Here is a 24,223-nt window from a genome sequence, read left to right as displayed (position 1 = left end):
CAAAAGAATAAACTATACTTCTTCCGGTATGATAACCTCAATATGCCTTGGCAGGACACGGATATGAATTGGCAGGGCAGGACCTTCTTCCCCATCTACATTGGTGCGAATGGCTTCGTCTGAGCGAACATGAACTTCTTTGGCTGTAAAATAGTCCACGTCCTTATGGTCTTTCAGACTACCAAATAATAGGGAGGTGCCCAGGGTCAGACTGTTGAACACACTGATATTACGAACAACAAAACAATGTATCAGACCATCGTCCACCTCTGCATCCGGGGATAACTTCTCGAATCCTCCGACCGAATTGGTCAGCGCCGCCAGAAAAAGTGGCGATTCCCCCTCCCAGAGCTGTCCGTCATATTCAATGGTTAGATGATTGGCTGGTGTATTCACCAGGTCTTTCAAGCCTTCTTTGAGATATGCGAATGATCCCAACTTCGACTTCTCTTCCGAGGATACGGAGAACAGAGCTTCTGCCAAAGAACCCGCAGCCACAACGTTGGCAAACAGGCGATCATTGATTTCCCCCAAATCCACGATATGGGTCTGATTCGAACGTAACTGCCTTATGGCTTCTTCCGGGTCAAGCGAGATATTCAGCGCACGCGCAAAATCATTCACCGTACCTAGCGGTATAACGCCTAATCGGGGGCGATGATCCTGATCCATCATGCCGTTAATCGTCTCATGCAGTGTACCGTCGCCTCCGATGGAGATGACCAGATCACAGCCGTCTTTGCAGGCGCTCAGACAGTAGTTGGTGGCATCACCTTCCCCGGCCGTCTCATTAACCACCACCTCATACTGCTGTGACTCCAGAATTTCTCTGACTTGGGACACATACTGCTCGGCCTCTTCCTTACCTGACGATGGATTACTAATGATCATGGCTTGGCGCATACTCACATCTTCCCCTCCAAAATGGCATCTTTACTTCATCTTTACCCGTTTCAAGGGTGGGTTGAATAGGGTCTGCGGGAGATGTTTTATTTTTTTTGATAAACATGTCTCTGAAGAGTGCAGAGCAGGGTTTGTTTCATATAGAATAGAAGTAGAGAAATACCCATTACGAAATTCCTTGTTCCTTTTTCCCGTTGACGGGTTAATAACTATAGATGTGCTTTGAGCCGAACCTGTATATGTTAAACTCTTCAATTCACACTGAACACTCCCGTGGGCAGAACAACCTTCCGGTCGCTGTTATCGTGTAGATACTAGAATCAATTTCATAATACCTTTAGCTGCTTCAATCAAGGCTAGATATAGATCAAAATGGTCCAATTTGTCTTTATCTAGTTACAAAAATTCATTTTAATGAGTTATGAAATTGATTCAATATACTTAACTAACTCAATCTGTTCGGATTATTTTATAATTCTAAAAATCGGAGGGAATGCATGCAATGAGAAGAATGACGCTATTATTTCTAGTATTCATCCTGAGTCTCGGGGCATCGGGGCAAGCCATGGCTTACACAACTACGGACTTGGGCGAGGGAATCATTGAAGATCCCGCTTTGGAGGACGGACTGAAGTTAATCCTGAACAAACCTCTGGATATGCCATTAACTTCAACGGATCTGGAGCAGCTTGAAGTGGTAGATCTGAGCAATGCAGGTATTCACAGCCTGTCCGGTCTCGAATATGCAACCAATCTGACTCACCTCCGATTATATGGGAATGAGATTGAGGATCTCACACCGCTGGCGCACCTAACCCAGCTTCGCGAGATCGATGTTCGCAATAATTACATTACATCCATAGACGCACTTACTGAATTAAAAGACTTGGGACGGCTGTATATCAGCAACAATTCCATTTCTTCCATAGAGGTTGTACGTGGGTTCAACCGATTACATACGTTCCACGCCAGTGGTAACCAGATTGCCAGTCTTGCGGCCCTCTCGGATGCGGATGCACTGAAGTGGCTTGAGATCTCGAACAATACGATTAACGATCTGACACCGCTCATGGGTAAAACCCGACTCCAACAACTCAATGTAGCAAACAACCAGGTTCAGACGCTGGACGTACTGGCTGAATTGCCAAATACACTGCGGAATCTGAATGTGGCAGGTAATCAAATCACGGATCTGACACCACTGGAGCATATGACACGCCTTCGGACACTTGATATCTCTGGTAACCAAGTACAGCATCTCAAGGGGCTTGAGGAACTGACTGGGCTGACAGAGCTGAATGCAGAGTCCAATCAGATCTATGATCTGGAACCTTTACGGCAACTTTCCAGCCTGGACGTGTTGAAATTATCCAACAACCGGGTGTGGGATCTGACACCGATCGCAGGTTTTACGTTTACCCGTGATCAGTCAGCGACAAATGTTATACAGGATATCTCGGCGTCTACCTCGTTATCCTCCGGTATTCAGACTTCTGTCTCAGAGGTTGAGCCTGCCGGACTCACGGTGCAGAACAATTATCTGGATGTTGTGAGTGGCAGTCATACGATGCAACTTCTGAACCGGATGAATGTGCGGGAGCAGAAACGAACGCCCCAGGGCAGCTTTCAGCGTCTAATCGAAGGGTCTACCACCGCCTATGTTGGGGATCGTGCTTACGCACTGGATGCTGCACCTTTTATCGATGAAGGCCGGACCTATGTGCCTCTGCGTTTTGTCTCGGAGCAGTTAAACGCCCGTGTGAACTGGAACAGCGGTACGCGCGAAGCTGTGATCACACAGAATGATAAGACCATCCGCTGGAGCGTGGGTAACAAACAAGTTGTCGTGAATGATACACTTGCGATCAATGATGCTCCTCTTCTGATGAAAGATGGTAAAGCTTTTGTACCGGTTCGCTTCATCTCGGAGCAATTCAATACCTCTGTTGGTTACATCGGAAGCAGCAAAACGATTCTGATTTTTGAAAATAAACAGCTTGGTGAGAGTGTACAGCCTTAAGTTGTGTCTCACGTTCATTTGCAGCCATAAGAGAATATGAGAAACATAGCGCAAGTCCCCGTCTGAATAATCAGCGGGGATTTTGTTGTGTTATGACAGTTGTGTTAAGACATTAGATAATGGTATATGGACATCGCCGATCACAAGCAAATACAGCATACGATCTGTCTATGCGAATACGAACTCGTGATACTCCATCTTCGATTAGGGTAAATTTCACACGATTTAGCATATCTTCTTTTGCCGTGGGAGTTGTTATACTGAACGTAATATATATGACAACTGAGGTTCAAGCGAGGAGGAAATTCACATGACATTCACGCTCACTGGTTATTCCACAACCCAAGACAGCCCGTGGAGAGAGCTATCTTTTGTGCCAACTAATGAAAGCGCTAACCTAAAACTCACGGGTGAACAGCACCAACTTGTGGAAGGGTTTGGCGGATGTTTCAACGAGCTTGGTTATATGGCTCTGTCCCATTTGAATGAGGAGCAGCGCCATGAGGTATTTCACTCTCTTTTCCATCCGGAGGGCGAGCACAAGTTTAACATCTGTCGCCTGCCGATCGGCGCAAGTGATTATGCAGAGCAGTGGTACAGCCACAACGAGGTGGACGGCGACGTGGCCATGGAACATTTTTCGATCAAACGTGATTTCAAATATCTGATTCCTTACATCAAGGAAGCTCTGACTTATAACCCGAACCTGCAATTCTTCGCCTCGCCATGGAGTCCGCCAACGTGGATGAAGTCGCCCAAAGCCTATAACTATGGGACACTGCGCTGGGAGAAAGATATTCTGGAGGCCTACGCCCTGTATTTCGTAAAGTTTGTACAGGCTTACCGTGACGCAGGCATTACGATCCATCAGGTGCATGTGCAGAACGAAGTGATTGCAGATCAGAAATTTCCTTCTTGCATGTGGACAGGCGAGCAGCTTCGTGAGTTTATCGGCGATTATCTGGGCCCGGCTTTTGACCAACACGGTCTGGATACGGAGATCTGGCTGGGAACGATCAACGCCCCTGATCCATGGGAGGAATTAATCAAGAAAAAAACGAATGACTTCGATGAGTACGCCGGGCTTGTCCTGAGTGATTCAAAGGCCTATTCCTATATCAAAGGTGTTGGATATCAGTGGGCAGGCAAAAATGCGATTCAACGTACCTCGGCGAGTTATCCGGAGCTGCGTTATATGCAGACCGAGAACGAATGCGGTGATGGCAACAACTCATGGAACTATGCCAAGTATGTATATAATCTCTATCAGCACTACTTCAGCAACGGAGTGAACGCGTACATCTACTGGAACATGGTTCTGGAACCCAAAGGCCGTAGCACATGGGGCTGGGAGCAGAACTCCATGATTACGATAGATCCGGACAATAAGGAGGTTACTCGTAACCCGGAGTATTATGTGATGAAACACTTCGCGCATCATATTGTTCCTGGTGCTCGAAGAGTCGGTCTGTCAGGCGCGTGGAGCGGGAAATCCGTTGCTTTCCGCAACCCGAATAACAGTCTCGTTATTGTCATCAACAATCCATTCCAGGACCGTCGTGACCTGTATCTAACCATTGAAGAAGGACAGACCCTACACATGGAGCTGGAAGCCGATTCATTCAACAGCATGGTTATTCAACCGAAATAACTAATCCAACACATCGTTAAAAACGCGGACATCAATAGCGTCAGGCCCCAAGGATTCCCCGGGCCGTCGCTATTTTTTTATGGGCCAGACCATGCTTATTGTCAGCATGATTGCTACTGTAGAACACAAACCGAAGACAACTTAAAGAAATGACGTTTCACCTTTTATATTTACAAATCTATAAATCTAGATATAATGTAATCCAGAGAACTTACTCTCATGTCCATCATATTATAGGAGGCAAGGCAGGCTCATTTCAGCATACTATATCTACTTTTCTGTATATTTAAATTCATTGGAGGTACGCTTTACATGAAATCACAACAGGTCAATCCACTCCTTATCCTGATGCTGGCACTCGGGGTATTCGGGATTATTACAACAGAAATGGGAATTGTGGGGATACTGCCTCAGGTTGCGAATAAATTCAACATTACGGCTGCACAGGCAGGTTGGCTGGTCAGTATATTTGCGCTAGTCGTAGCCATTGCGGGCCCTTTTCTCACCTTGCTGGCATCCGGGATGAATCGCAAAATTATCCTTTTAGCCGCTGTGCTGATGTTTGCCATTTCAAACGTGGTCTATGCCTACGCCACAACATTTGATACCATGCTTATCTTCCGTATCATTCCCGCGTTATTCCATCCCGTCTTCTTTTCCGTAGCCCTGGTCACCAGTGCCCAACTTGTTCCGGCAGAGAAAAGCAGTCAGGCCGTCGCCAAAGTATTCACCGGAGTTACCGCAGGCTTTGCTTTTGGCGTGCCACTCACATCGTATCTTGCTGAACGCCTATCCCTCGAAATCGCCTTCCTGTTTGGAGCGATGGTCAGTGTGGTCGCTTTGATCGGCATATGGATCTGGCTACCCTCGATGCCCGTGAAGGAAAAGATGTCCTATGGCAAGCAGCTCGGTATTCTGCGCAAACCTGGATTATGGCTGAATGTTGCCGCAGTCATTTTTATATTCGCCGCCATGTTCTCCGTGTACAGCTATTTCGCCGAGTATCTTGGACAGGTCACCCACATGAGCGGATCATGGATCAGTGTCATGCTGACCGTCTTTGGTGTCGTCATGATCATCGGAAATTTGGGGTTTGGACAGTTTCTGCGTAAGAGCGTGGTCCGAACTGTCCTCATGTTCCCCCTGCTGTATGTAGCAGCTTACGCACTCGTCTATTGGGCCGGTCCCCACTTCATGTGGATGGTTATTGTAGTCATCCTCTGGGCATCCGTGCATTCAGGAGGATTAATTGTAAGCCAAACCTGGTTAACCGCTGAAGCGCAGGACGCGCCTGAATTCGGCAACAGCTTGTATGTATCCTTTTCCAACCTCGGTATTACCCTGGGTACTGCTATCGGCGGATGGTTCATCGCAAACCTGGGAATACATCAACTGATCTGGAGCGGAATGATCTTTGCACTGATCGCTTTTGTCTTGATTTGGATTAAAATTAAATGTTTCCCTGCACCATAAATTGCCGAACACTGTTGAGAGAAAGCACTAACACAAATAGCGCCATGTTCCCATGCTTAACAAGTGGAACAGGCGCTATTTGGTGTTATATGATTACCGGATTTACAAAGGATGCTCCGACTCGTCAATACGCACGCTTAAGGATTGTTCGCCAGGTAATTTCTCAGCCATTGCATAGCTGGACGTTCTGTACCGTTGCTATTAACCAGATGTGAACCATTTACCCACGTTTGCCCCTGATTGTAGCCCCACAGCGTCACACCTTTAACGGCAGAATGCTTCCAAAGTACAGGGAATTTTTGTTGATAACGCTGCAATTGTGTATTATCATCGCCCGTCATATCCAGCTCGGATACATAGATTGGTAGCCCCGTAGCCGCGAGCTTGTTCAGTACCGTGTTCATCGTGTTCACAGAGACGTTGTCCATATTGAAGTGATGCGCTTGAATACCAATACCATCAACTAGACCTCTGTTTTTCAAAAGGTTGATAATCTGAATATATTGATCTGCTTTAGCCGGATCTCCGATAATACCATATTCATTGATCAGCAATTTCGCGTTCGGGAAAGCTTGTCTCGCCTGCTGGAATGACCAGATTACCCAATCCCAGCCAGTGGCTCCATCTCCACCTATCGCGTTGCGATAAGAAGGCTTGGCATGCAACGGCTCATTGACGACATCCACATATGCTGCCTTGGAATAGCGCTGTCCTGCGGCTTTAATCCATTGTGTCACTTCAGCCTTCTGATCTGCGGCTGAAAGACTGTTAATCCAATTTGGCTGCTGACTTCCCCATACGAGGGTATGGAACTTGAACGGGAACCCGTTGTTGTTAGCATAGTTGTAGGCCATATCCGCCTGGCCCCAATTCATTACGTTGCGTGTGCCTTCAACAGCATCCCACTTGGTAGAGTTCTCCGGAGTTACCTGATTCCAATACGGGCTAAAATTCGAAGGAACCTGGTTGGCAATAATATTGCCCAGAAATTTGCTACCTTTCGCCAGACCAGCGCTCACACTACCAACCGCAACAGAAGCAGCGAGAATCCCTACCAATGCCAGTGAGCCGACTGTTTTGAACCACTTAGACTTAATCAATGATTTTCCTCCTTAGTATTCTTTTTTTGTAAAGCGCTTACAAACATCATTTTACTGGATAATTTTGGTTTTTAACACCTGTCAAATTATAGTATTTTATTGTAAAAAAATAGATTTAAATGCTTTTTCTGAAGTTATTTATAGCTTCACTCACTTAAATCCAACATAACTCTTACATTGGAGTTTACATTCACCACATGTTTATCTAGTATGAAATGATACATATCTTTACACACACTAGATAACAAGGGAGATTACAACATGCGCAAAATTTCAACGAAACGTTTCGCCGGATGGCCTTTATCTTTCCTCTTATGTGCCTCCATTTTGTTCGCCCCGTTTGCTTCCACTCCGGTTCAGGCTGCTGAGGCAGACAAGGAGACCAAGATTACGTTGCTGGGTACATCGGATATACATGGTCGATTTATGCCGTGGGACTATGCTCTGGACGGTCCAAACCCAACCGGGAGCATGACACAGCTCTACACCATTGTGAAAAAAGTCCGTGCGGAGAATCCCAACACGATCCTGCTGGATGCAGGAGACATGATTCAGGATAACTCGGCTGAGTTGTTTAATGATCAACCTCAATCTCCCATGATGGTTGCAATGAACGAAATGAAATATGACGCATGGGTTATGGGTAACCATGAGTTTAACTTTGGACTGGACGTACTGGAGAAGATCTCTTCCCAATTCAATGGACAGCCTCTCGTGGGTAACATTTTCAAAGAAAACGGCGACCGCTACATGCCTGCCTATACGATTATCGAGAAAGACGGAATCAAAGTGGGTGTTATCGGAATGAACACACCTATGATTACCGAATTTGAAAAAGGCACGGATCACCTGGACGGCATCATCGTCAAAGATCCTGTGGAAGAGACCAAAAAGGCCATTGCTGAGCTGAAAGGCAAAGTCGATGTCATGGTTGGACTCATGCATATGGGATTGGACAACGAGAACGGTAATCCGGGAACCGGAGTGACGGATATCGCCAATGCCAACCCGGAGCTGGCTGCCATTTTTGCCGGACACATGCATACTTTGATTGAATCCCAAACGGTTAACGGCGTATTGATCTCCGAACCGAATAAATATGGCTCACATATTTCACGAATCGACCTGACATTTGAAAAAGACGGCGACAAAGTTGTGCTGAAAAGCAAAGAAGCTCAAGCACTCGCTGTAAAAGCAGCAGACGGAACATATGAAGTCTCCGATCCTGCGCTGGAAGAGACTTTGCACCCATTCCACGAGTTCGCTCGTGCCGATGCCAACATTGAAGTGGCTGAACTGAAAGGAACAAACCTGGTGCCTGCCGATGAAATTAAGGGTATCCCTGCGGTGCAGATCCAGGAAACACCTTTGTCTGACTTTTTCACCGAAGTGATGTTGCATTACAGTGATGCCGATGTGGTCGCGCACCAGATTGATAACGACAAGGCCAAGCTGGATGTAGGTCCAATCAAGAAAAAGGATATTGCGTTCAACTACCAATACACCTTTGGTGAAGTGACCGTATATGAAGTAACCGGACGCGATCTAATGGATTATATGGAGTGGTCTGCGGGGTACTTCAACTCCACACGCCCGGGTGATGTGACCGTCAGCTTTGATCCGAAACGACGTGCTTCCAAATACAGCACCGATGATTTCTTCGGCGGCGTAACATATGAGATTGACCTGACCAAGCCATACGGTAGTCGGATTACAAATCTCAAGTACAGCAATGGATCAGTTGTCAAAGAAGACGATACGCTGAAGCTCGGTATGAATGCCTACCGGATGGAAGCGCTGATTGCCAAAGACGGCGCCATGGAAGGGCGTAAGTTCAAGCAACTCTGGTCTTCCAAGGACGCCTCGGCATTTGGTGAGATTCAAGGCACGATTCGCAACCTGTCCATCGCTTATCTGAAAGATGTCATGAAAGGTGTCTACGAACCGAAGATTCAACGCAACTGGAAAATCACCGGCGTAGACCTGACTGCACCGGAGCGTGCAGATGTGGTGGAGTTAATTAACGATGGCATTATGTCTGTGCCAACAACGGAAGATGGCAAGTACACCAACATTGCCTCCATTAACATTTTGGATAAGGTAACTCAGGAAGAGATTGATACACTATCTGCCAAAGCAGGTGTGAGTGCAGCACAATTCGCAGGCGTGAAAAACAAGGGAGCATTCTACCAACAGTTGAACAAGACTCGCAAAGCGGCTGGCAATGGCGAGGGAGCAACTACTCCTACACCTGAGAAGCCGACAACGCCAACAGTACCAAAACCAACACCAACTCCAGGCACGTCGAAACCTGGTAAACCAGGAACTGTCACCAAAGGCAAACAAGCCAAGGTTACTGCGACTTACCTGAACGTACGCGCTAGCGCTTCATCCAAAGCGAAGGTCGTTGCTGCGGTACCAAAGGGCACCCTGCTTGAGGTGATCAGTACAGACAAATATGGCTGGGTAAAAGTGAAGCTGGATGGACGTGTAGCATTTGTATACGGGAAATATGTGAGTATTTTGAAATAAGTAAAATCGTTACGCACTACGCTTAACGAAAAACAAAAGGGCGATCCCTCCCACGGATATCATGGTGGGGATCGCCCTTTGTTATGTTAACGAACCGTTAGGATTATCGCTGCAACTGCTTTACGAGAGTACGTGCCATAAAGGGTGAACCAATTATATATGCCTTCGATGCTCAACCTCTCTTTACATCCCAATTCGCAAGCATGCCTCTCGCCATCTCCATGTCCGACTCCTTCCCCGTAATTAGTGCAAACTTGGCAACAATTGCAGGATAGGCTGCCCACTGCTCCCGAATATGCTCAAACATCTGAGGCCATGTTCTTCCCCCTGCCTTCTCATAACGACTCAAAAGCTCACGCAGCCCATCCTCCTGAAAGAGTGCATAGTAGATAACAAAGTCCTTACCCGGATCTGCAATCTCCGCTTCCGTCCAATCAATAAGTCCGGTTACTCGCTGGGCATCATCGACAATAATATGCGGTGGATGCAGATCACCATGGATGAACGCCGAGTGCTGCGGCCAATAGCTACTTATAGACAGCCATACCGTCCATCGTTCAACTAACTCGGTTGGCACCTTAAAATTCTGCTTAACCTCCTCTATATTGGCTGCAAATTCTTTGCGAGCTTCCATAGGGGTCTTGATCCGCACTCCACCTTTCTTCGCCTTGTCGGGATCGATGTTATGCAGCGTGGCAAGAGTCGTAGCCAGTGAATCCAGGAATGTATCAGATAAGCTCTCCTGAGGGAATCGCCATACATACCCTCCCCCTGCGGGATCCACAACTGCGATCGGATCACCATCAAGTAAAGGATAAGCTATCAACTCTGGCGTGAAGATCCTCCAATCCGGTACTTGTGCGGGTATATTTCCTCGGACCACATCCAGTACCTTACGCTCATTCTCGGCTCGCTCCCATACGTCTTCACGTCGCGGCTGGCGCAGAACCCATCTGCGGCGTTCTTCATCCGTAGCGAATGCTACACGAAAATCCATACCCGACTCGTTAATCTCCAAGGATTCCTCAACGATAAGAAGTCCGTTCTGTTTTGCTAAAAATAATAGTTCCTTTTGAATTGCCAAATGCTCTTTTAAGTTCGGTTTTGTCATATCAGGTACTCCCCTTTTCCTGGATAAAATAAAAAACACAGACATGTCCGCCTGTGCAGTTCATTTCGGATGTTGGTATACCAGAATGCTCACAAAAAAATAGTAGTACATCAAAGAACCACTTCGAAGAATGGTTCTTTCACGACGACTAGCGGCATACGTGTAAAATGGCAAACCGATCCCGATGAACTGCACATAGGCAGAAAACAGCAAGCGTAAACAGACGTTTTTCGCCACACTATCTCAATCGGGAAAAATTTTGCACACGTATCCCTCCGTTCAGTAAGTCACCCATATGCTAACATATTCCAAATTTCAGTTCCAGACTGAATCGAATGATTTAGGTTCTTTTTTATTGATATACAGGAACTTCGTCGCCTCAGGTAACGTCCGTAGATATATATGTATTAAAAAGGATGAGAGGCGAGTAACCCGATGTCCATTGTACGAAGATTATCCTTATTACCAGTCATCATGCTCCTGTTAACCCTTGGATGCGCAGAGAAGCTCGTAGAACAAGGGAAAGAGAAGCCACATGTACGAGGAATTATTACGGATTTTGAGGAAGAAAGAGGTCAGGTACTCATCGAGAATAAAGAGGATGGCGGTGTTGATTCTGGACCGATTTGGGTCTCGCTCAGCACGGACGCCGAACTCATCATCGAAGAAGAGATTGTCACCGTCTCTTTGGATGAGACATTCGTTGGTCGAAGTGCAGAAGTGTGGATCAATGGAGTTATTGCTCAATCTTCCCCTCCCCAAACCAAGGCTGTAAAAATGGTCATTCATTAACACCAAGCAAAATACGCCGATACATTTCGTTTCACGTGGAACGTTATGATACACATACGAATAGCAACAAACGCTGCTCCCTCAAATCAGGAATCATGAAAACAATTTACACACTTGAAGCATTTACTCCGTTAGCCTGCCTGCATATAGAGTATAATGAAGAGGTATACGATAAATGTACGGTGCAATAATTGTACAAAAACTAACGCAAAAGAGGTAAACGATGAGCGAGCAACAATTTAAAGATTATGGACTTGGTGAAGAGATCGTAAAAGCACTGGACAGTCTGGGCTATGAGACACCAACCGAGGTACAGACTAAAGTTATTCCGGTAGCACTGGAGAATCAGGATCTTGTGGTCAAATCACAGACAGGTAGTGGTAAAACAGCCGCCTACGGCATTCCGCTCTGCGAGCTGGTGGATTGGAACGAGAATAAGCCACAGGCTTTGATTCTTACACCAACCCGGGAACTGGCTTTGCAGGTTAACGAAGATATTACGAATATCGGCCGCTTTAAGCGTATTAAAGCAACCGCACTATACGGACAGTCCCCTTTTCATATCCAAAAAGCGGAGTTAAAACAAAGAACCCATGTGGCTGTTGGTACGCCAGGTCGGGTACTGGATCATATCGAACGTGGTACGCTTCCACTCGAACGGATCGCCTATCTCGTTATTGACGAGGCGGATGAGATGCTGAATATGGGCTTTATTGAGACAGTACAAGCGATTATTCAGAAACTGCCGCAGGAGCGAGTAACGATGTTGTTCTCCGCTACGTTCCCTGAAGATGTAGCCAAACTGTCACGCAAATACATGAACAAACCGGTAGAGATCGAGATCAAGGCAAGTGGACTGACAACAGCCACGATTGAACATGCTGTGATTAACGTACCCGAGGTGAACAAAACCGCGTTGCTTCAGGACTTGTTCATTGTGGAAAATCCGGATAGCTGCATCGTGTTCTGCCGTACGCAGGAGAATGTCGATAAACTGTTCCGGGTCATGGCTGACCTTGACTACCCAGCAGATCGTATCCATGGTGGTATGGAGCAGGATGAGCGGATCGAAGTGATGAACGCATTCAGACGTGGACAATTCCGTTATCTGATCGCGACGGATGTAGCTGCACGTGGTATTGATATCACGAATATTACCCATGTCATCAACTACGACATTCCTTTGGAAAAAGAGGGATACGTTCACCGCACAGGCCGTACGGGTCGCGCAGGCAAAACAGGTAAAGCCATTACGTTGATTACACCGAAAGATGGCAGACGTCTGGCGGAGATTGAATCCTATATTGGATTCGAAATCCCTGTTGTGAAAGCACCTTCTGAAGATGCTGTAGATCGCCGCAGAGAAGATTTCGAGATGCGATTGAAGATTGTTCCTGAACGTAAAAAGGACAAGCGTGAACAGCTGAACCAACAGATCATGAAGCTGAACTTCAACGGAGGCAAGAAGAAGAAACTTCGTGCCGTTGACTTTGTAGGTACCATCGCCAAGCTTGAAGGGGTTACAGCAGACGATATCGGGATCATTACGATTCAGGATAATGTGACGGATGTAGAGATCCTGAACGGCAAAGGCCCACTCGTACTGGAGCTCATGCAAAACATAACGATCAAAAAGATGCAGCTTAAGGTTCGCAAAGGTCATAAATAGTTTGAGAAATAGGATCGAATAGATAGGGTACAATTTAGTATATTTTTTAAAATTGCTCCTCTTTTTATGTCAATCAAACTTATGTCTCCTTGCCTTCCTAAACGCTCTAAACAAGACAAGCAGACCTACTAACATGATGTTATGACAGGTCTGCTTGTGAATCGTTGTTATTGGATTGTGTATTTATTTCCATAAAGAATCATTCGAGTTCACATATCAACCGATACCAGTGAACAGGGGGCTTCATATGACAATCGAAAAGTACGGAAATAACAGAAAACGATTTATAAATGATTTAATGAATTTGATGGTACCAATAGAAGGTGGGACCGTTGAATTACGCGATTATATTAATACGAATAAATGGCTGAGTTCTAATTATACATTATCAAACCCTGGAAGAGAAAGTGATAGAAAGGTTATTACTTGGACTGAAACGATTGAACCTTTCTATGTAATGAAGTATCCGGTAACACACCAGTTGTATCATTTTGTCATGCATCATGAAGAAGAAGTAGAAGTAGAACCGAATACGAATAGTCTGCCAATTACAGAAGTTTCTTGGGTAGATTCGCTTATCTTTTGTAACGAATTGTCCAGAATACATGGCAGGACTGAATGCTACTTAATCACAGGTGAAAGTCAGAACACTATATATAACCAAAAAGCGAATGGCTTTCGATTATTATCAGACGCAGAATGGCAGTATGCGTGTAAAGCGGGAACCAAGGGATATCGGTATGAAAGTATCGATAAGATTGCATGGCATCAAGAAAACGCTAATGGATCAGTTCAACAAGTCGGAAAACTGCTTCCTAATCCATGGGGGCTTTACGATATGATCGGAAACGTTTGGGAGTGGTGCTGGGATTTGTATGATGCTAAACGATATGGGGACTATAGAGTCTTCCGGGGAGGCAGTTGGGCTGAAGTTGAGAACAACTGTGGTTCTACGAGTAGAAGGAAAAGCATGCCCGATTTCAAGATAGATGACCTTGGCTTTAGAATAGCACTTACAAAACCATGAGAACACGCGTTGAGCATGAAGTGAATTGAAATGGACTCGATGCGACCTTCATTTGACTGACATCGTATGCCTTTACGTTTTCTTCGATTTTAACTTCTATTCCCGTTGCTTTACCACAGAATTGCTCTGAACCGTATTACAAGTAGGGCAAAATGACTGACGGCGGAAAGTCCATGGTATTATTAGAAGAAGTCAAATCGTATATGAATGATTGGTACATTAGTGTAATGAAGCTCTCTAAGGTTGAAGAGCTTTTCTTTTTGTCTTCAGATGATAATGGGGGGAGAACATGAATAAAAAGAAAGATATTTTAAATGCTTGGATTACGATAGAGCAGCTATCCGAAGGATCTATTAAGAAAGAAAAACCGCTAAAGCTCTTACATACCATGGAAGAAGACTGGAATACGTTTTTTAGAGACTTTTTAATTAAACAAAAAAAACAACAAAATATAGAAGATAAGATCTATAAAAATTCGGGTTTAGTATTATATTTTGATATTTTCGAATTTGAAGAGGTTGTTGAAATATTGAGGGAGAAGCACAAGATCGAAAAAACCCACGAAGAAGTTAGTAAATCTGACAAATTCACCTTCGCTATATATTTTGATAACCAATTAGAATTTATAGCAGACAAATTATTCTTTACCATGAGCGGTTATATCCGCCAATATGGTGATTTACCAGAAGATTTTTCGAAATTTGAAAACTCATTTAGAGAAGATTTGAACAGTAAATTTGAAGATGGATTTAACAGTGCCATTTCTGAACTTTTGCAAAAGTATAATGTTTCCACTAATAATTTTCGCTATGCATTTGTGAAAAACTTAGATAATGGAGAAGTAAATTTACATTCGTTTTTTATTGAAGATCTGAATAAAGCAAAGGTAATCACTACTAAAAATTTAGATCGTTATTTTAATGGTTTTTCGGGATTCAGGCAGAATTTAGATGGAAATAAAAAGTCAATTCATTTTAACTCACAAATTTTTGAGACAAACAGTTTACAACCTAAATATTACCCGTTAGGACGTTTTCCAAGTAACCCTGCTTTTGCACTCTCATTCATGCAACAGGTTGCGGTGAATCTAGCATTACACGATAAAAATGAGATTCGTAGTGTCAATGGTCCTCCAGGAACAGGGAAAACAACTCTGTTAAAAGATATTTTCGCTGATTTGGTGGTTCAACAGGCAGTGGAAATGGTGCAACTTTCTGATAAAACGATAAAAAGAAGTTTGGTTTATTGGCAAAGTGCTAAAATTGGTATTTTACCATCCTCCATTTCAGATAAAAATATTGTTGTTGCAAGTTCAAACAATGGGGCAGTCCAAAACATTGTTAAGGAGTTACCAAAGAAAGAAACGATTGCTGACGATTTTCAAAAGCAATTGGATGAAGCAGATTATTTCAAAGATATATCTAATTCTAAACTAACCGGTGAAGGTTTCGGAAAAAATCGTGAGATTAAAAGGGAAACTTTAGACGAGGAGAATTGGGGTGTATTCTCGTTAGAGGGTGGCGCGTCAACAAATGTGAACAAGTTACTTTTAAGCATAGAAGCAATTGAGAAAGATCTAGAAGATAATTATCAATCCAGTACAGGTGAAGGTGTATATCAAGAATTCTCCCGTCTCTATAAGGAATTGAAAATTGAAAGAGAAAAAATGCAGGATTATAGCGAGAAAATACATTCACTTCAAAAATTAAAAACTAAGCATACCAAGCAAAATATTGCTTTTGAACAAGAAGAAAAAAAGAAACGAACAAGTTTAATCACACAAGAAGCAGAAGCGACGCGTGAATTTGAAAGACTGAGACAAGAAAGTTTAAATCTTCAAGATGATTTATCGAATGCTTCTATTGAGATAGAAAACCTAATCGATCCACAAGCTCAAGCTAAAAGAAATTATGATGTAGTCACTTCACAAAAACCAAGTCCTTTGTGGTTTCATAAAATATTTAATCGACCCAAAGTTGAGCGGTACTTCAAAAATCTGAATGATGCGAATGATCATTTAAATGATCTATCTAAACAAAAAACGAAATGGTTGAATGAGCGCATCCGACTCGAAAATAGGTTAAAAGAAACTGCTACAAAAAGTAAGCATATTCAAAAACAAACCCGGGACACAAAAGCAGACTTCGAACGTTGGATGACTACTCAATATAACGCTTTAGGAAAATTGGCACAAGAAATTGCAGTACTGGAAAACCTCAAATCTCAAAGTGGCATTAAGGAACTAGATTTTTCACTATCCTATGATGAACTTCAAAAGTCTAACCCATGGTTTACAATACAATTTCGTAAATTACAATCAGAGTTGTTTATTTCAGCTTTAAAAGTTAGAAAGCAATTTCTGTATGAAAACAGAAAGAGTTTGAAGGCCGCGAGGATTATCTGGAGCAAACCGTCTGAATACATTGGAAAAGAGAACGGACTTCAGTTAATTTCGGAATCATGGCAATGGTTGAATTTGGCTATCCCTGTTATCAGCACGACTTTTGCTAGTTTTGGGAGAATGTTTAAAAATCTTAATGAAAACTCAATAGGCAATCTATTCATAGACGAGGCTGGTCAAGCACTACCTCAAGCTAGTGTTGGCGCAATCTATAGAAGCAAAAAGGTTATGGTGGTCGGCGATCCATCACAAATACAACCAGTAATGACGTTAGATTCAAATGTGCTGACCTTGATCGGAAGAATTTACAAAGTTGATGAAAAATTTGTCTCTGCTGATGCTTCTACTCAAACCATTGTAGATGCCACAAGTCAGTATGGTTTTCAAAAAAATGAGGATGAATGGATTGGTATACCTCTTTGGGTGCACAGACGTTCGGACTATCCGATGTTTACGATCTCAAATAAAATATCGTATGACGATTTGATGGTACAAGGTAAATCAGAAGATGAGTCACAAGGTAAATCACGGTGGTATGACTCAACGGGGAAAGCAAATGATAAATTTGTTAAAGAACAAGCTGATTTACTGAAAAGTCTAATTGATAAACGTTTGCAAGAAGACCCGAATTTAGCGGATGAAATTTATGTTATCACCCCATTTAGCAATGTGGCTAATAAACTTGTACAAGTATTAGATGGAATTAACTTCACAAAACGAGAAAATGGAAAAACAACGAACATTGGAACTGTTCATACTTTTCAAGGGAAAGAGGCCAAGATTGTCTACTTTGTTCTTGGGGCTGACTCTGATAGCAGTGGGGCGGCAAGATGGGCTGTCTCTGTTCCAAATATGATGAATGTTGCAGCTACACGAGCAAAAAAAGAATTTTATATTATTGGCGATAAGAAATTGTATGCCTCCCTCGGTAGTGAAGTAGCAAATAAAACGATTTCAATTATTGACGACTATAACAATGTTGTGGTCTGAAATGATCCTACGCTGTACCAAAAGTGACAGTATTTTTGTGGAACAGGGGTTTCCTTGAGTTACTTTCTATGAAAATGCCTGTTACCGTAGATAATATAACTTCAAAGCGGGCAGAGTACCTCACTCTGCCTAATAATTATTGAGTATGTATTGATTTAATGGCACTATTAAAGAGTCTATTTATATTAAGAACTGTTATAGAATGGAGTGGTTTAAATGAATCAGTTTCTTCAAATGGGAGCAAACACAACCCTGAGTGCTGCAAAAGGTAGCGTTATAATTAGCCATGAAATTTCTAATTTGATAGATATTTCTTTAACAGCATTCCTTTTAACGGATTCGGATAGAGTACAAGGTGATAGTGGAATCATATTTTATAATCAACCTACAACTTCATCAGGTGTAGCTACCCTCATGCCATCTGAGCTAGTAGGCAATACAAAAGTACATAAAATCAATTTTGATATGAGTAAAGTTCCTGAAGGTATTACCAAAATAGCTATAACCCTTACAGAGGATAACAGCACTGGATTTTCAAATGTAAAGAATTTAACAGCAGAGATCGATAGCGGAAAGACGATTATTCAGTTAACCCCATCCAGTTTCACCAATGAAAATGGAATTGTCGTATTGGAATTATATTTAAGGAATGGTCAGACAAAAGCAAAAGCAATCTGGCGTGGATTTGATTCCGGGCTTGAAGGGTTATGTAAACTTTACGGTGTTGAGGTTGAAGCGGATGAGCAGAACAAACTTTCCGAACCCCAGACTACTCAAAATTCAATAACAACAGAACCTGATCCAACTGTAACAGTTCCTGAAAATAAGAATAGTAAACAAACCTTATCGTCGATAAACCTCGAAAAGGTAAAGGGAAATATCAATCTGGTTAAAGGGCAGAAATCCGTTATCATTGATAAAACACCGGAAATTACAGCGACTGTATCTTGGCAGACTGGGACAGATTATGATATATACGCTTTAGTCTACACAAAGAATGGTGAGCAGATCGATGTAGCAATGTTTGGAGCGGCAGGAACCCCACCCCTCAAAAGTTATGGTAAAGGGATAGTTGAACATATGGGTGATGTTGGAAGAAGCAGCCAATCAACGAAGACAGAAGTTATTAAATTAAGGTTAAACGATGATATTCTTGCAGTTGTTCCTGTGGTTTATTCAGCTCAGTCCAATGGATCAGGCTCATTCTACAGATACAAGGTGTCCATGAGTATAGATAATCTGAATGGAACCTCCGTTACGATATCCGCTAAGAATGCAAATAATAACGATCGGATTTATACCTGTGTGCCCGGAATTCTTCATAATACACCAGATGGAGTAATTATTAGCCCACTGGAGCTTTACAGTAAACCGGATTCAGAGTTTAGACCTAAGCTCAAGATGGGATCTTCAAAGATGGTAGAAGTTGAAATGGATAAAGGCTCCCTAAATAATTATAAATAGTTTATCTGGAGATACAGATTAGTAACAGTAGACTCACCCTAAAATGAAGACAGCCGCAGTTTATGACTTGAAGTAAAGTCTTAGACCGCGGCTGTTTTAGGTACTGAAAACCAGTCTTTTTGAACACGCAATCTTACCGTTCAATTCACCTCTTCTTTTTCCGCACTGTACTGCCTTCCACCGTATACCGAAATAGCGCATCTTCGGCGCCCCCGATATCATCCGTAACCATAAACGTCGCTGCATCTCCCGACTTATAAACCCCACCTGTCACAAAGCTGAACACCACACGCTCATCTTTACCCCAATATTGATTCAGCATGACAAATGTACTACCGCTCACACCCTTTACCGTGCGGTTGCCATTGGCATTATACAGACCCTTCTGGTCCATTGCCCAACTCTGGGGATCAGCATCGAATAGATGTGTAAAGCTGGCTCGATCGATATGTTTATTTGGTTTACCCCATAGATACACACGATTGGCATCCACCGCCCAACTGCCGGAAGGTGTTATTAACTCAAACGTTGCAGCATCAGCTCCCTTGATGATCTGAAGCACATCGTCTGGATGATCGAAGGGCTGACTTGTCCGAACAACCTCGGCACGATACACATGTTGCTGATCCTTGGAAAGTCCAAGATGCTCCGTCCCGGCAAACGCTTCAAACTGCCGAGCGTCAGCTCCATCCACACGGTAACCATTGTAATACACATGTTTGCCATCACGACCAAAAGGCCCACCTAGCGGCTGGAACGTATCCGGGTCTGCTCCTTTTACAGTACGCCACTGAAAATAAACACGTTCCCGGTCCCGTGCAAACTGCTCGTCCAGCGGTTCAAAGGTAGACCTGTCCGCTCCACGAACAAGGTTAAGCACGCCCTTCGCTTCTCGACGATACGTACCGCCCCATTCTGTTCTATAAAAAATGGACGCCGCCGTCTCAACCCAATTGCCTGTGATCTGCGTAGCGCCCTCTGCACTGTGGGCATAATGCACATGCCACCAGCCATGTACGTCGGGATGATGTGCCTGTAGCCATGTCCTCACCTCATCCTTTTCCCCATTCGCATAACGAAGAGAGCTGGACAGATGGAACAGATGGTCCTTGTCGGTGCAATAGTCGTGATGAGCAATCACAGAGTTCGTATCAATATCCTCAAATAGATGAAAATGCTGGCTGCTCTTCACATATAGATAACGTTGATCCTGAGCAAAGTAGGGCGTATCCGGCAACAGCCGGAAGCTGTTCGGATCGGAGTCAGGCACGGCCTGATCTTCCAGATAGACGTACTGAGAGTCGCAACAGTAATCTTCATCGATCACACGAAAAGCTTCCGTATCCCGACTGAACAAACTCGCCTTATTCTTGCGGGCATTGAACCACCATATTCCCTGATGATCACGCAGATAGGCGAAGGTCAACCATCCCTTTTGATAAGTAGAGATGACTTCAAAATCCTGAGCAGTAATGCCGCCCTTAATCGGAGTGTTCGTTCTATCCTCGTCATTATGCAATATCACCTGAAGGTCCTCATCTACAATAAACTTGATCATGACGGTCCACCCTCCAACCATGATGTGAATTCAGTCTAGCTTTATTTTAACGTGTGTACCTGATCCTCTCTACATCATCGTACTTGATATTTAGGAATATTTCCTCCGTTCTCACCGCTCAGCCACGATGAAATGAAGGTTTGTTCAGCAATGGATGGATTGTTCACTTGAAAAAGAGTCTGGCCCAACTACAATATAAATGAAAGCGCTACATTTAATCTGATATCTTTCGGGAGGTGTATGTAATGGGTAACAGGAAAGCCGTCTGGTTTCTGGTCTTTGCACTCACGTTCACCCTGTTTGGACTTCATCCTGAACGAACAAGCGCAGCAAGTGTCACGATAACCAACGGTACCGATTGGCTCGATACCGCAGGCAACCCCATCCATGCGAATAGCGGCAACATTCTGCAGGTAGGCTCGACGTATTATCTGTACGGTGAACATGCGGTGGGCGGCAGGTTTGACAGCGTGAACGTCTACACCTCCACTGATCTGAAGAACTGGACTTTCAGCAATGCCATCCTGACGAAAGATTCCGCAACCGAGCTGGCCTCCAGCAAGATCGAACGCCCCAAAGTCATCTATAACGCCTCCACTAACCAGTATGTACTCTGGGCACACTACGAGAACGGTACGGACTACAACCTCGGGCGTGTAGCGGTCGCAACAAGCAATACCCCAAATGGCAAATTCACGTATGAAGGTAGCTTCCGCCCAATGAATTATGAATCCCGTGACATGACTGTCTTTGTTGATACAGATGGATCAGGTTATCTGGTTACTGCTTCACGCAAAAATGGCGGTGCCAATGATACGATGGCTATTTTCAAAATGAATGCAAGTTACACCGGAATACAATCCTTCGAGGGCTGGCTGTTCGAGAGCGCCTATCGTGAAGCGCCTGCTGTTGTGAAAAAAGGCAACCGTTACTACCTCTTCACCTCCCAAGCCGCTGGCTGGTATCCGAATCAGGGTGCTTATGCTACAGCAACTTTCATAACGGGTCCATGGACTGCGCTTACGCCATATGGCAATCCATCTGCCTTTGGTTCGCAGATTCATGATATTGCCACGATTACAGGCAGCAACACCACATCCTACATCTACATGGGGGATCGCTGGAATCCGATGAACCTCGGAGAGCACAAACATATCTGGCTGCCGCTAACCTTGAATGATTCGAACGGAACCGCATCACTGGAGTGGTATACAACGTGGAATATCGACGCAGTAACGGGTGCGGTAACACCGCCTGCTCTCGTCAATCATGCACAAGGCAAAGCAGCTACCGCCAGCTCCACAGCCTCCGGCTCGTCTGCATCCAACGTCAATGATGGCAACTACCAGACTTCATGGGTGGCATCCTCCAATAGCTGGCCTGCCTGGTGGCAGGTGGACTTCGGCGCACCAAAGACGATCACCGAGATCGACACGTCCTGGTTTATGTATAAAGGTTCCGAAGGGTACTACAAATACAAAATTGAAATTAGCAACGATGGAGTCAATTACTCCACCTTGGATCGCACCAATAATCTGACCTATGGCTTCACCACGGATGCCGTGCATTTCACTGCCCGTTATGTACGGATCAATATGGTGAACGCCGTCTTGTGGAATAATCCGGGGAACTGGTACACCCCAACCCTGCACGAGGTCAAAATGTTGGGTCCTGCAACACCAGAAGCCACAGGTTACAGCCGGTTCAGTTCACACAACGTTCCGGATCGATACATCCGTCATGCCAACTACACGGCTCGCGTGGATGCCAACGTCTCCCCTGTTCTGGATTCCCAGTTCCGCGTCGTACCGGGTCTTGCCAGCTCCACAGGAATCTCGCTTGAGTCCATTAACTTCCCAGGCTACTTTCTGAAGCGTAATACCAGCAACAAAATTGTACTTGAAGCTTACGCCAACACCGCCGCCTATAAGGGAGATGCTACGTTCCTAAGCAGTCCTGGTTGGGCTGATAGCACCAAAGTATCCCTTCAATCGTACAGTCAGCCCGGATATTACATCCGGCATTATGATTATGTTTTGCAGTTGGATGCTGTAAATGCAGCCAGCAGCGCAACTGTGAAGAGTGATGCCACGTTTGGGCGAACCAATTTCTAAACACATAAATTGGAGATAAGATTAGCATCTACATCTCGGGTACATTTTGGAGAAGGCCGTTTTTTCAGGAGTATTAACTGAAAAAACGGCTCTTTCTGTTTTACACCTTTTCAGATATACATTTCGTACCTCCCTCTCATACTGAAAATGCAGGTTTCATTAGGGCGTAATCTCCAGCCAGACTGGCTAGTGGCTCCCAGCTCTCAATTACTATTTTATAACGGCCAGCATACGCCTCTGCATCCACTCGTACATGCTCTACTTTTCCAAGGACCAGATGATCTGTACCCACTTGAATGACCTGATACAGCGTAAGTTCAAAAGCAATCGGAGATTCCAGCACGGAAGGTACATTTACACGTATGCCCGCTCTGGGTGTAACGCCTGTCAGTTCAAACTCATCTTCTTCCGACGCTACATCTGCTGACGAACGCTGCATGGACGCTGCAAGTACAGCGGGAACTACATTGATCACAAACTCTCCCGTCTCTCGAATATTTACGAGTGTATCCTTCACTGTTCCTTCTCTCTCACCTACACCAGGCCCAATGGATAGGAGCAGCGTCGCCGGATTGCGTGAAGCAACGGTAAAAAAACTAAATGGAGCGAGGTTAAGCACACCCTCCATACTTCGCGTAGAAACCCAGGCAATAGGCCGTGGTACCACGGAACCGATCATCAATTTATACATTTCTTCGATGGTGATATCATCTCTTGCAAACTCAAATACATTGTCTTTTGCCAATTACACTCGCTCCTTTCTACCCTGTCCCTGAGCAGCTCCTTCGGTTTACAAAGCCCCACGGGAAACATATATTGGTATAAGAATATACACTTGTTCACTACAAAAAAAGTACGCACTTTGAAGTGCGTACCTGTATAAGGAGCTTATTTGTGATGGATAATCCGAGCACAATCCCAGTGGAAACACTAACTCCATTCAACTACACCCTATCCATTATCGGCGGGAAGTGGAAGATGAAGATCATGTACCAACTCGCCTTTCATGGGGTCACACGCTACGGAGAACTCAAGAGGCGTGTACCCGGGATCACGTACAAGGTATTAACCTCTCAACTGAACGATTTGGAACGTGAAGGTGTGATAAAACGAGTTGAGTACGATCAGACCCCGCCGAAGGTGGAGTATTCGTTAACCCCGCGAGGGAGAAGTCTTATGCCCATTCTGGAAGAAATCTGCAAGTGGGGTGTGCATCATGTGCCGGAGACACAAACGCTGCATGAAATATAGTGAATTGGGTTGATAAGTGCGAAGGGCTTCATCCAGAACAATGCTTCCCAAGCAGGATTTCCACCTGCTAAACTTCGCAACCTAAGCTTGGTCGCACCAAAGGTTGAGTTATTAATAAAAAAAGCAGGTATAGAAAAACAATTTGTTTTTCTTCACCTGCTTTTTTA

The 24,223-nt window shown here is 44.4% G+C and carries 16 protein-coding genes; 11 read left to right on the top strand and 5 right to left on the bottom strand.

The features are described from left to right. Nucleotides 1–12 precede the first annotated feature (12 nt). Entirely contained in the window at nt 13–903 is an 891-nt protein-coding gene (locus MKY28_RS26890; protein ID WP_076252022.1) for a diacylglycerol/lipid kinase family protein, read from the bottom strand. 502 nt (nt 904–1,405) lie between these two features. Here MKY28_RS26890 and MKY28_RS26885 point away from each other — a divergent pair. The 3 genes from MKY28_RS26885 to MKY28_RS26875 all read left to right on the top strand — a co-directional run bounded on the left by MKY28_RS26885 (nt 1,406) and on the right by MKY28_RS26875 (nt 6,047). Continuing rightward, nucleotides 1,406–2,923 carry a leucine-rich repeat domain-containing protein gene (locus MKY28_RS26885; RefSeq protein ID WP_340937478.1) on the top strand — a complete coding sequence of 506 codons (1,518 nt, stop codon included), beginning with the start codon at nt 1,406–1,408 and terminating at the stop codon, nt 2,921–2,923. A 310-nt stretch (nt 2,924–3,233) separates the two neighbouring features. Next, nucleotides 3,234–4,574: a glycoside hydrolase family 30 protein gene (locus MKY28_RS26880; protein WP_340937477.1), complete on the top strand. Its 1,341-nt coding sequence runs from the start codon at nt 3,234–3,236 to the stop codon at nt 4,572–4,574. A gap of 312 nt (nt 4,575–4,886) precedes the next feature. After that, on the top strand, nt 4,887–6,047 hold the full coding sequence (locus MKY28_RS26875) for an MFS transporter (protein WP_340937476.1): 1,161 nt from the start codon (nt 4,887–4,889) through the stop codon (nt 6,045–6,047). A 137-nt stretch (nt 6,048–6,184) separates the two neighbouring features. On the opposite strand, the gene MKY28_RS26870 is transcribed toward MKY28_RS26875, so the two are convergent. Continuing rightward, nucleotides 6,185–7,147 carry an endo-1,4-beta-xylanase gene (locus tag MKY28_RS26870; protein ID WP_100526707.1) on the bottom strand — a complete coding sequence of 321 codons (963 nt, stop codon included), beginning with the start codon at nt 7,145–7,147 and terminating at the stop codon, nt 6,185–6,187. A gap of 261 nt (nt 7,148–7,408) precedes the next feature. Here MKY28_RS26870 and MKY28_RS26865 point away from each other — a divergent pair, with 261 nt between their 5' ends. Then, the gene (locus MKY28_RS26865) at nt 7,409–9,679 is read left to right on the top strand and encodes a 5'-nucleotidase C-terminal domain-containing protein (RefSeq protein ID WP_340937475.1); all 2,271 of its coding nucleotides are present in this window, start codon (nt 7,409–7,411) and stop codon (nt 9,677–9,679) included. Between the two features lie 172 nt (nt 9,680–9,851). Here the strand turns inward: MKY28_RS26865 and MKY28_RS26860 are convergent, their stop codons facing one another. Next, on the bottom strand, nt 9,852–10,790 hold the full coding sequence (locus MKY28_RS26860) for a macrolide 2'-phosphotransferase (protein ID WP_340937474.1): 939 nt from the start codon (nt 10,788–10,790) through the stop codon (nt 9,852–9,854). A 435-nt stretch (nt 10,791–11,225) separates the two neighbouring features. Here MKY28_RS26860 and MKY28_RS26855 point away from each other — a divergent pair, with 435 nt between their 5' ends. From MKY28_RS26855 to MKY28_RS26835, 5 genes are all read left to right on the top strand, one after another. Further along, the gene (locus tag MKY28_RS26855) at nt 11,226–11,582 is read left to right on the top strand and encodes a hypothetical protein (protein WP_340018778.1); all 357 of its coding nucleotides are present in this window, start codon (nt 11,226–11,228) and stop codon (nt 11,580–11,582) included. Between the two features lie 223 nt (nt 11,583–11,805). Next, complete coding sequence (locus MKY28_RS26850) at nt 11,806–13,251, top strand: DEAD/DEAH box helicase (RefSeq protein ID WP_340937473.1); 1,446 nt, start codon at nt 11,806–11,808, stop codon at nt 13,249–13,251. Nucleotides 13,252–13,498: 247 nt separating this feature from the next. After that, on the top strand, nt 13,499–14,278 hold the full coding sequence (locus MKY28_RS26845) for a formylglycine-generating enzyme family protein (RefSeq protein WP_340937472.1): 780 nt from the start codon (nt 13,499–13,501) through the stop codon (nt 14,276–14,278). A gap of 289 nt (nt 14,279–14,567) precedes the next feature. Beyond that, nucleotides 14,568–17,669 carry an AAA domain-containing protein gene (locus tag MKY28_RS26840; protein ID WP_340937471.1) on the top strand — a complete coding sequence of 1,034 codons (3,102 nt, stop codon included), beginning with the start codon at nt 14,568–14,570 and terminating at the stop codon, nt 17,667–17,669. 216 nt (nt 17,670–17,885) lie between these two features. Continuing rightward, on the top strand, nt 17,886–19,133 hold the full coding sequence (locus tag MKY28_RS26835; RefSeq protein WP_340937469.1) for a TerD family protein: 1,248 nt from the start codon (nt 17,886–17,888) through the stop codon (nt 19,131–19,133). A 145-nt stretch (nt 19,134–19,278) separates the two neighbouring features. On the opposite strand, the gene MKY28_RS26830 is transcribed toward MKY28_RS26835, so the two are convergent. Next, nucleotides 19,279–20,691: a DKNYY domain-containing protein gene (locus MKY28_RS26830; protein ID WP_340937468.1), complete on the bottom strand. Its 1,413-nt coding sequence runs from the start codon at nt 20,689–20,691 to the stop codon at nt 19,279–19,281. A 245-nt stretch (nt 20,692–20,936) separates the two neighbouring features. Between MKY28_RS26830 and MKY28_RS26825 the strand changes: the two genes are divergently transcribed. Continuing rightward, the gene (locus tag MKY28_RS26825; RefSeq protein WP_340937467.1) at nt 20,937–22,805 is read left to right on the top strand and encodes an AbfB domain-containing protein; all 1,869 of its coding nucleotides are present in this window, start codon (nt 20,937–20,939) and stop codon (nt 22,803–22,805) included. Between the two features lie 136 nt (nt 22,806–22,941). Here the strand turns inward: MKY28_RS26825 and MKY28_RS26820 are convergent, their stop codons facing one another. Next, the gene (locus MKY28_RS26820; RefSeq protein ID WP_340937466.1) at nt 22,942–23,550 is read right to left on the bottom strand and encodes a flavin reductase family protein; all 609 of its coding nucleotides are present in this window, start codon (nt 23,548–23,550) and stop codon (nt 22,942–22,944) included. Nucleotides 23,551–23,702: 152 nt separating this feature from the next. On the opposite strand from MKY28_RS26820, the gene MKY28_RS26815 reads away from it, so the two are divergent. Next, a complete protein-coding gene (locus MKY28_RS26815) occupies nt 23,703–24,056 on the top strand; it encodes a winged helix-turn-helix transcriptional regulator (protein WP_340937465.1) in 354 nt (117 codons plus the stop codon). The last annotated feature ends 167 nt before the right edge of the window (nt 24,057–24,223 follow it).

Origin of the sequence: Paenibacillus sp. FSL R5-0473, from assembly GCF_038004565.1 — a bacterium.
In the GTDB taxonomy this organism is placed as follows: domain Bacteria; phylum Bacillota; class Bacilli; order Paenibacillales; family Paenibacillaceae; genus Paenibacillus; species Paenibacillus amylolyticus.
Note: the sequence above shows the minus strand (reverse complement) of the source record. Positions and strands in the feature narration are given on the sequence as shown.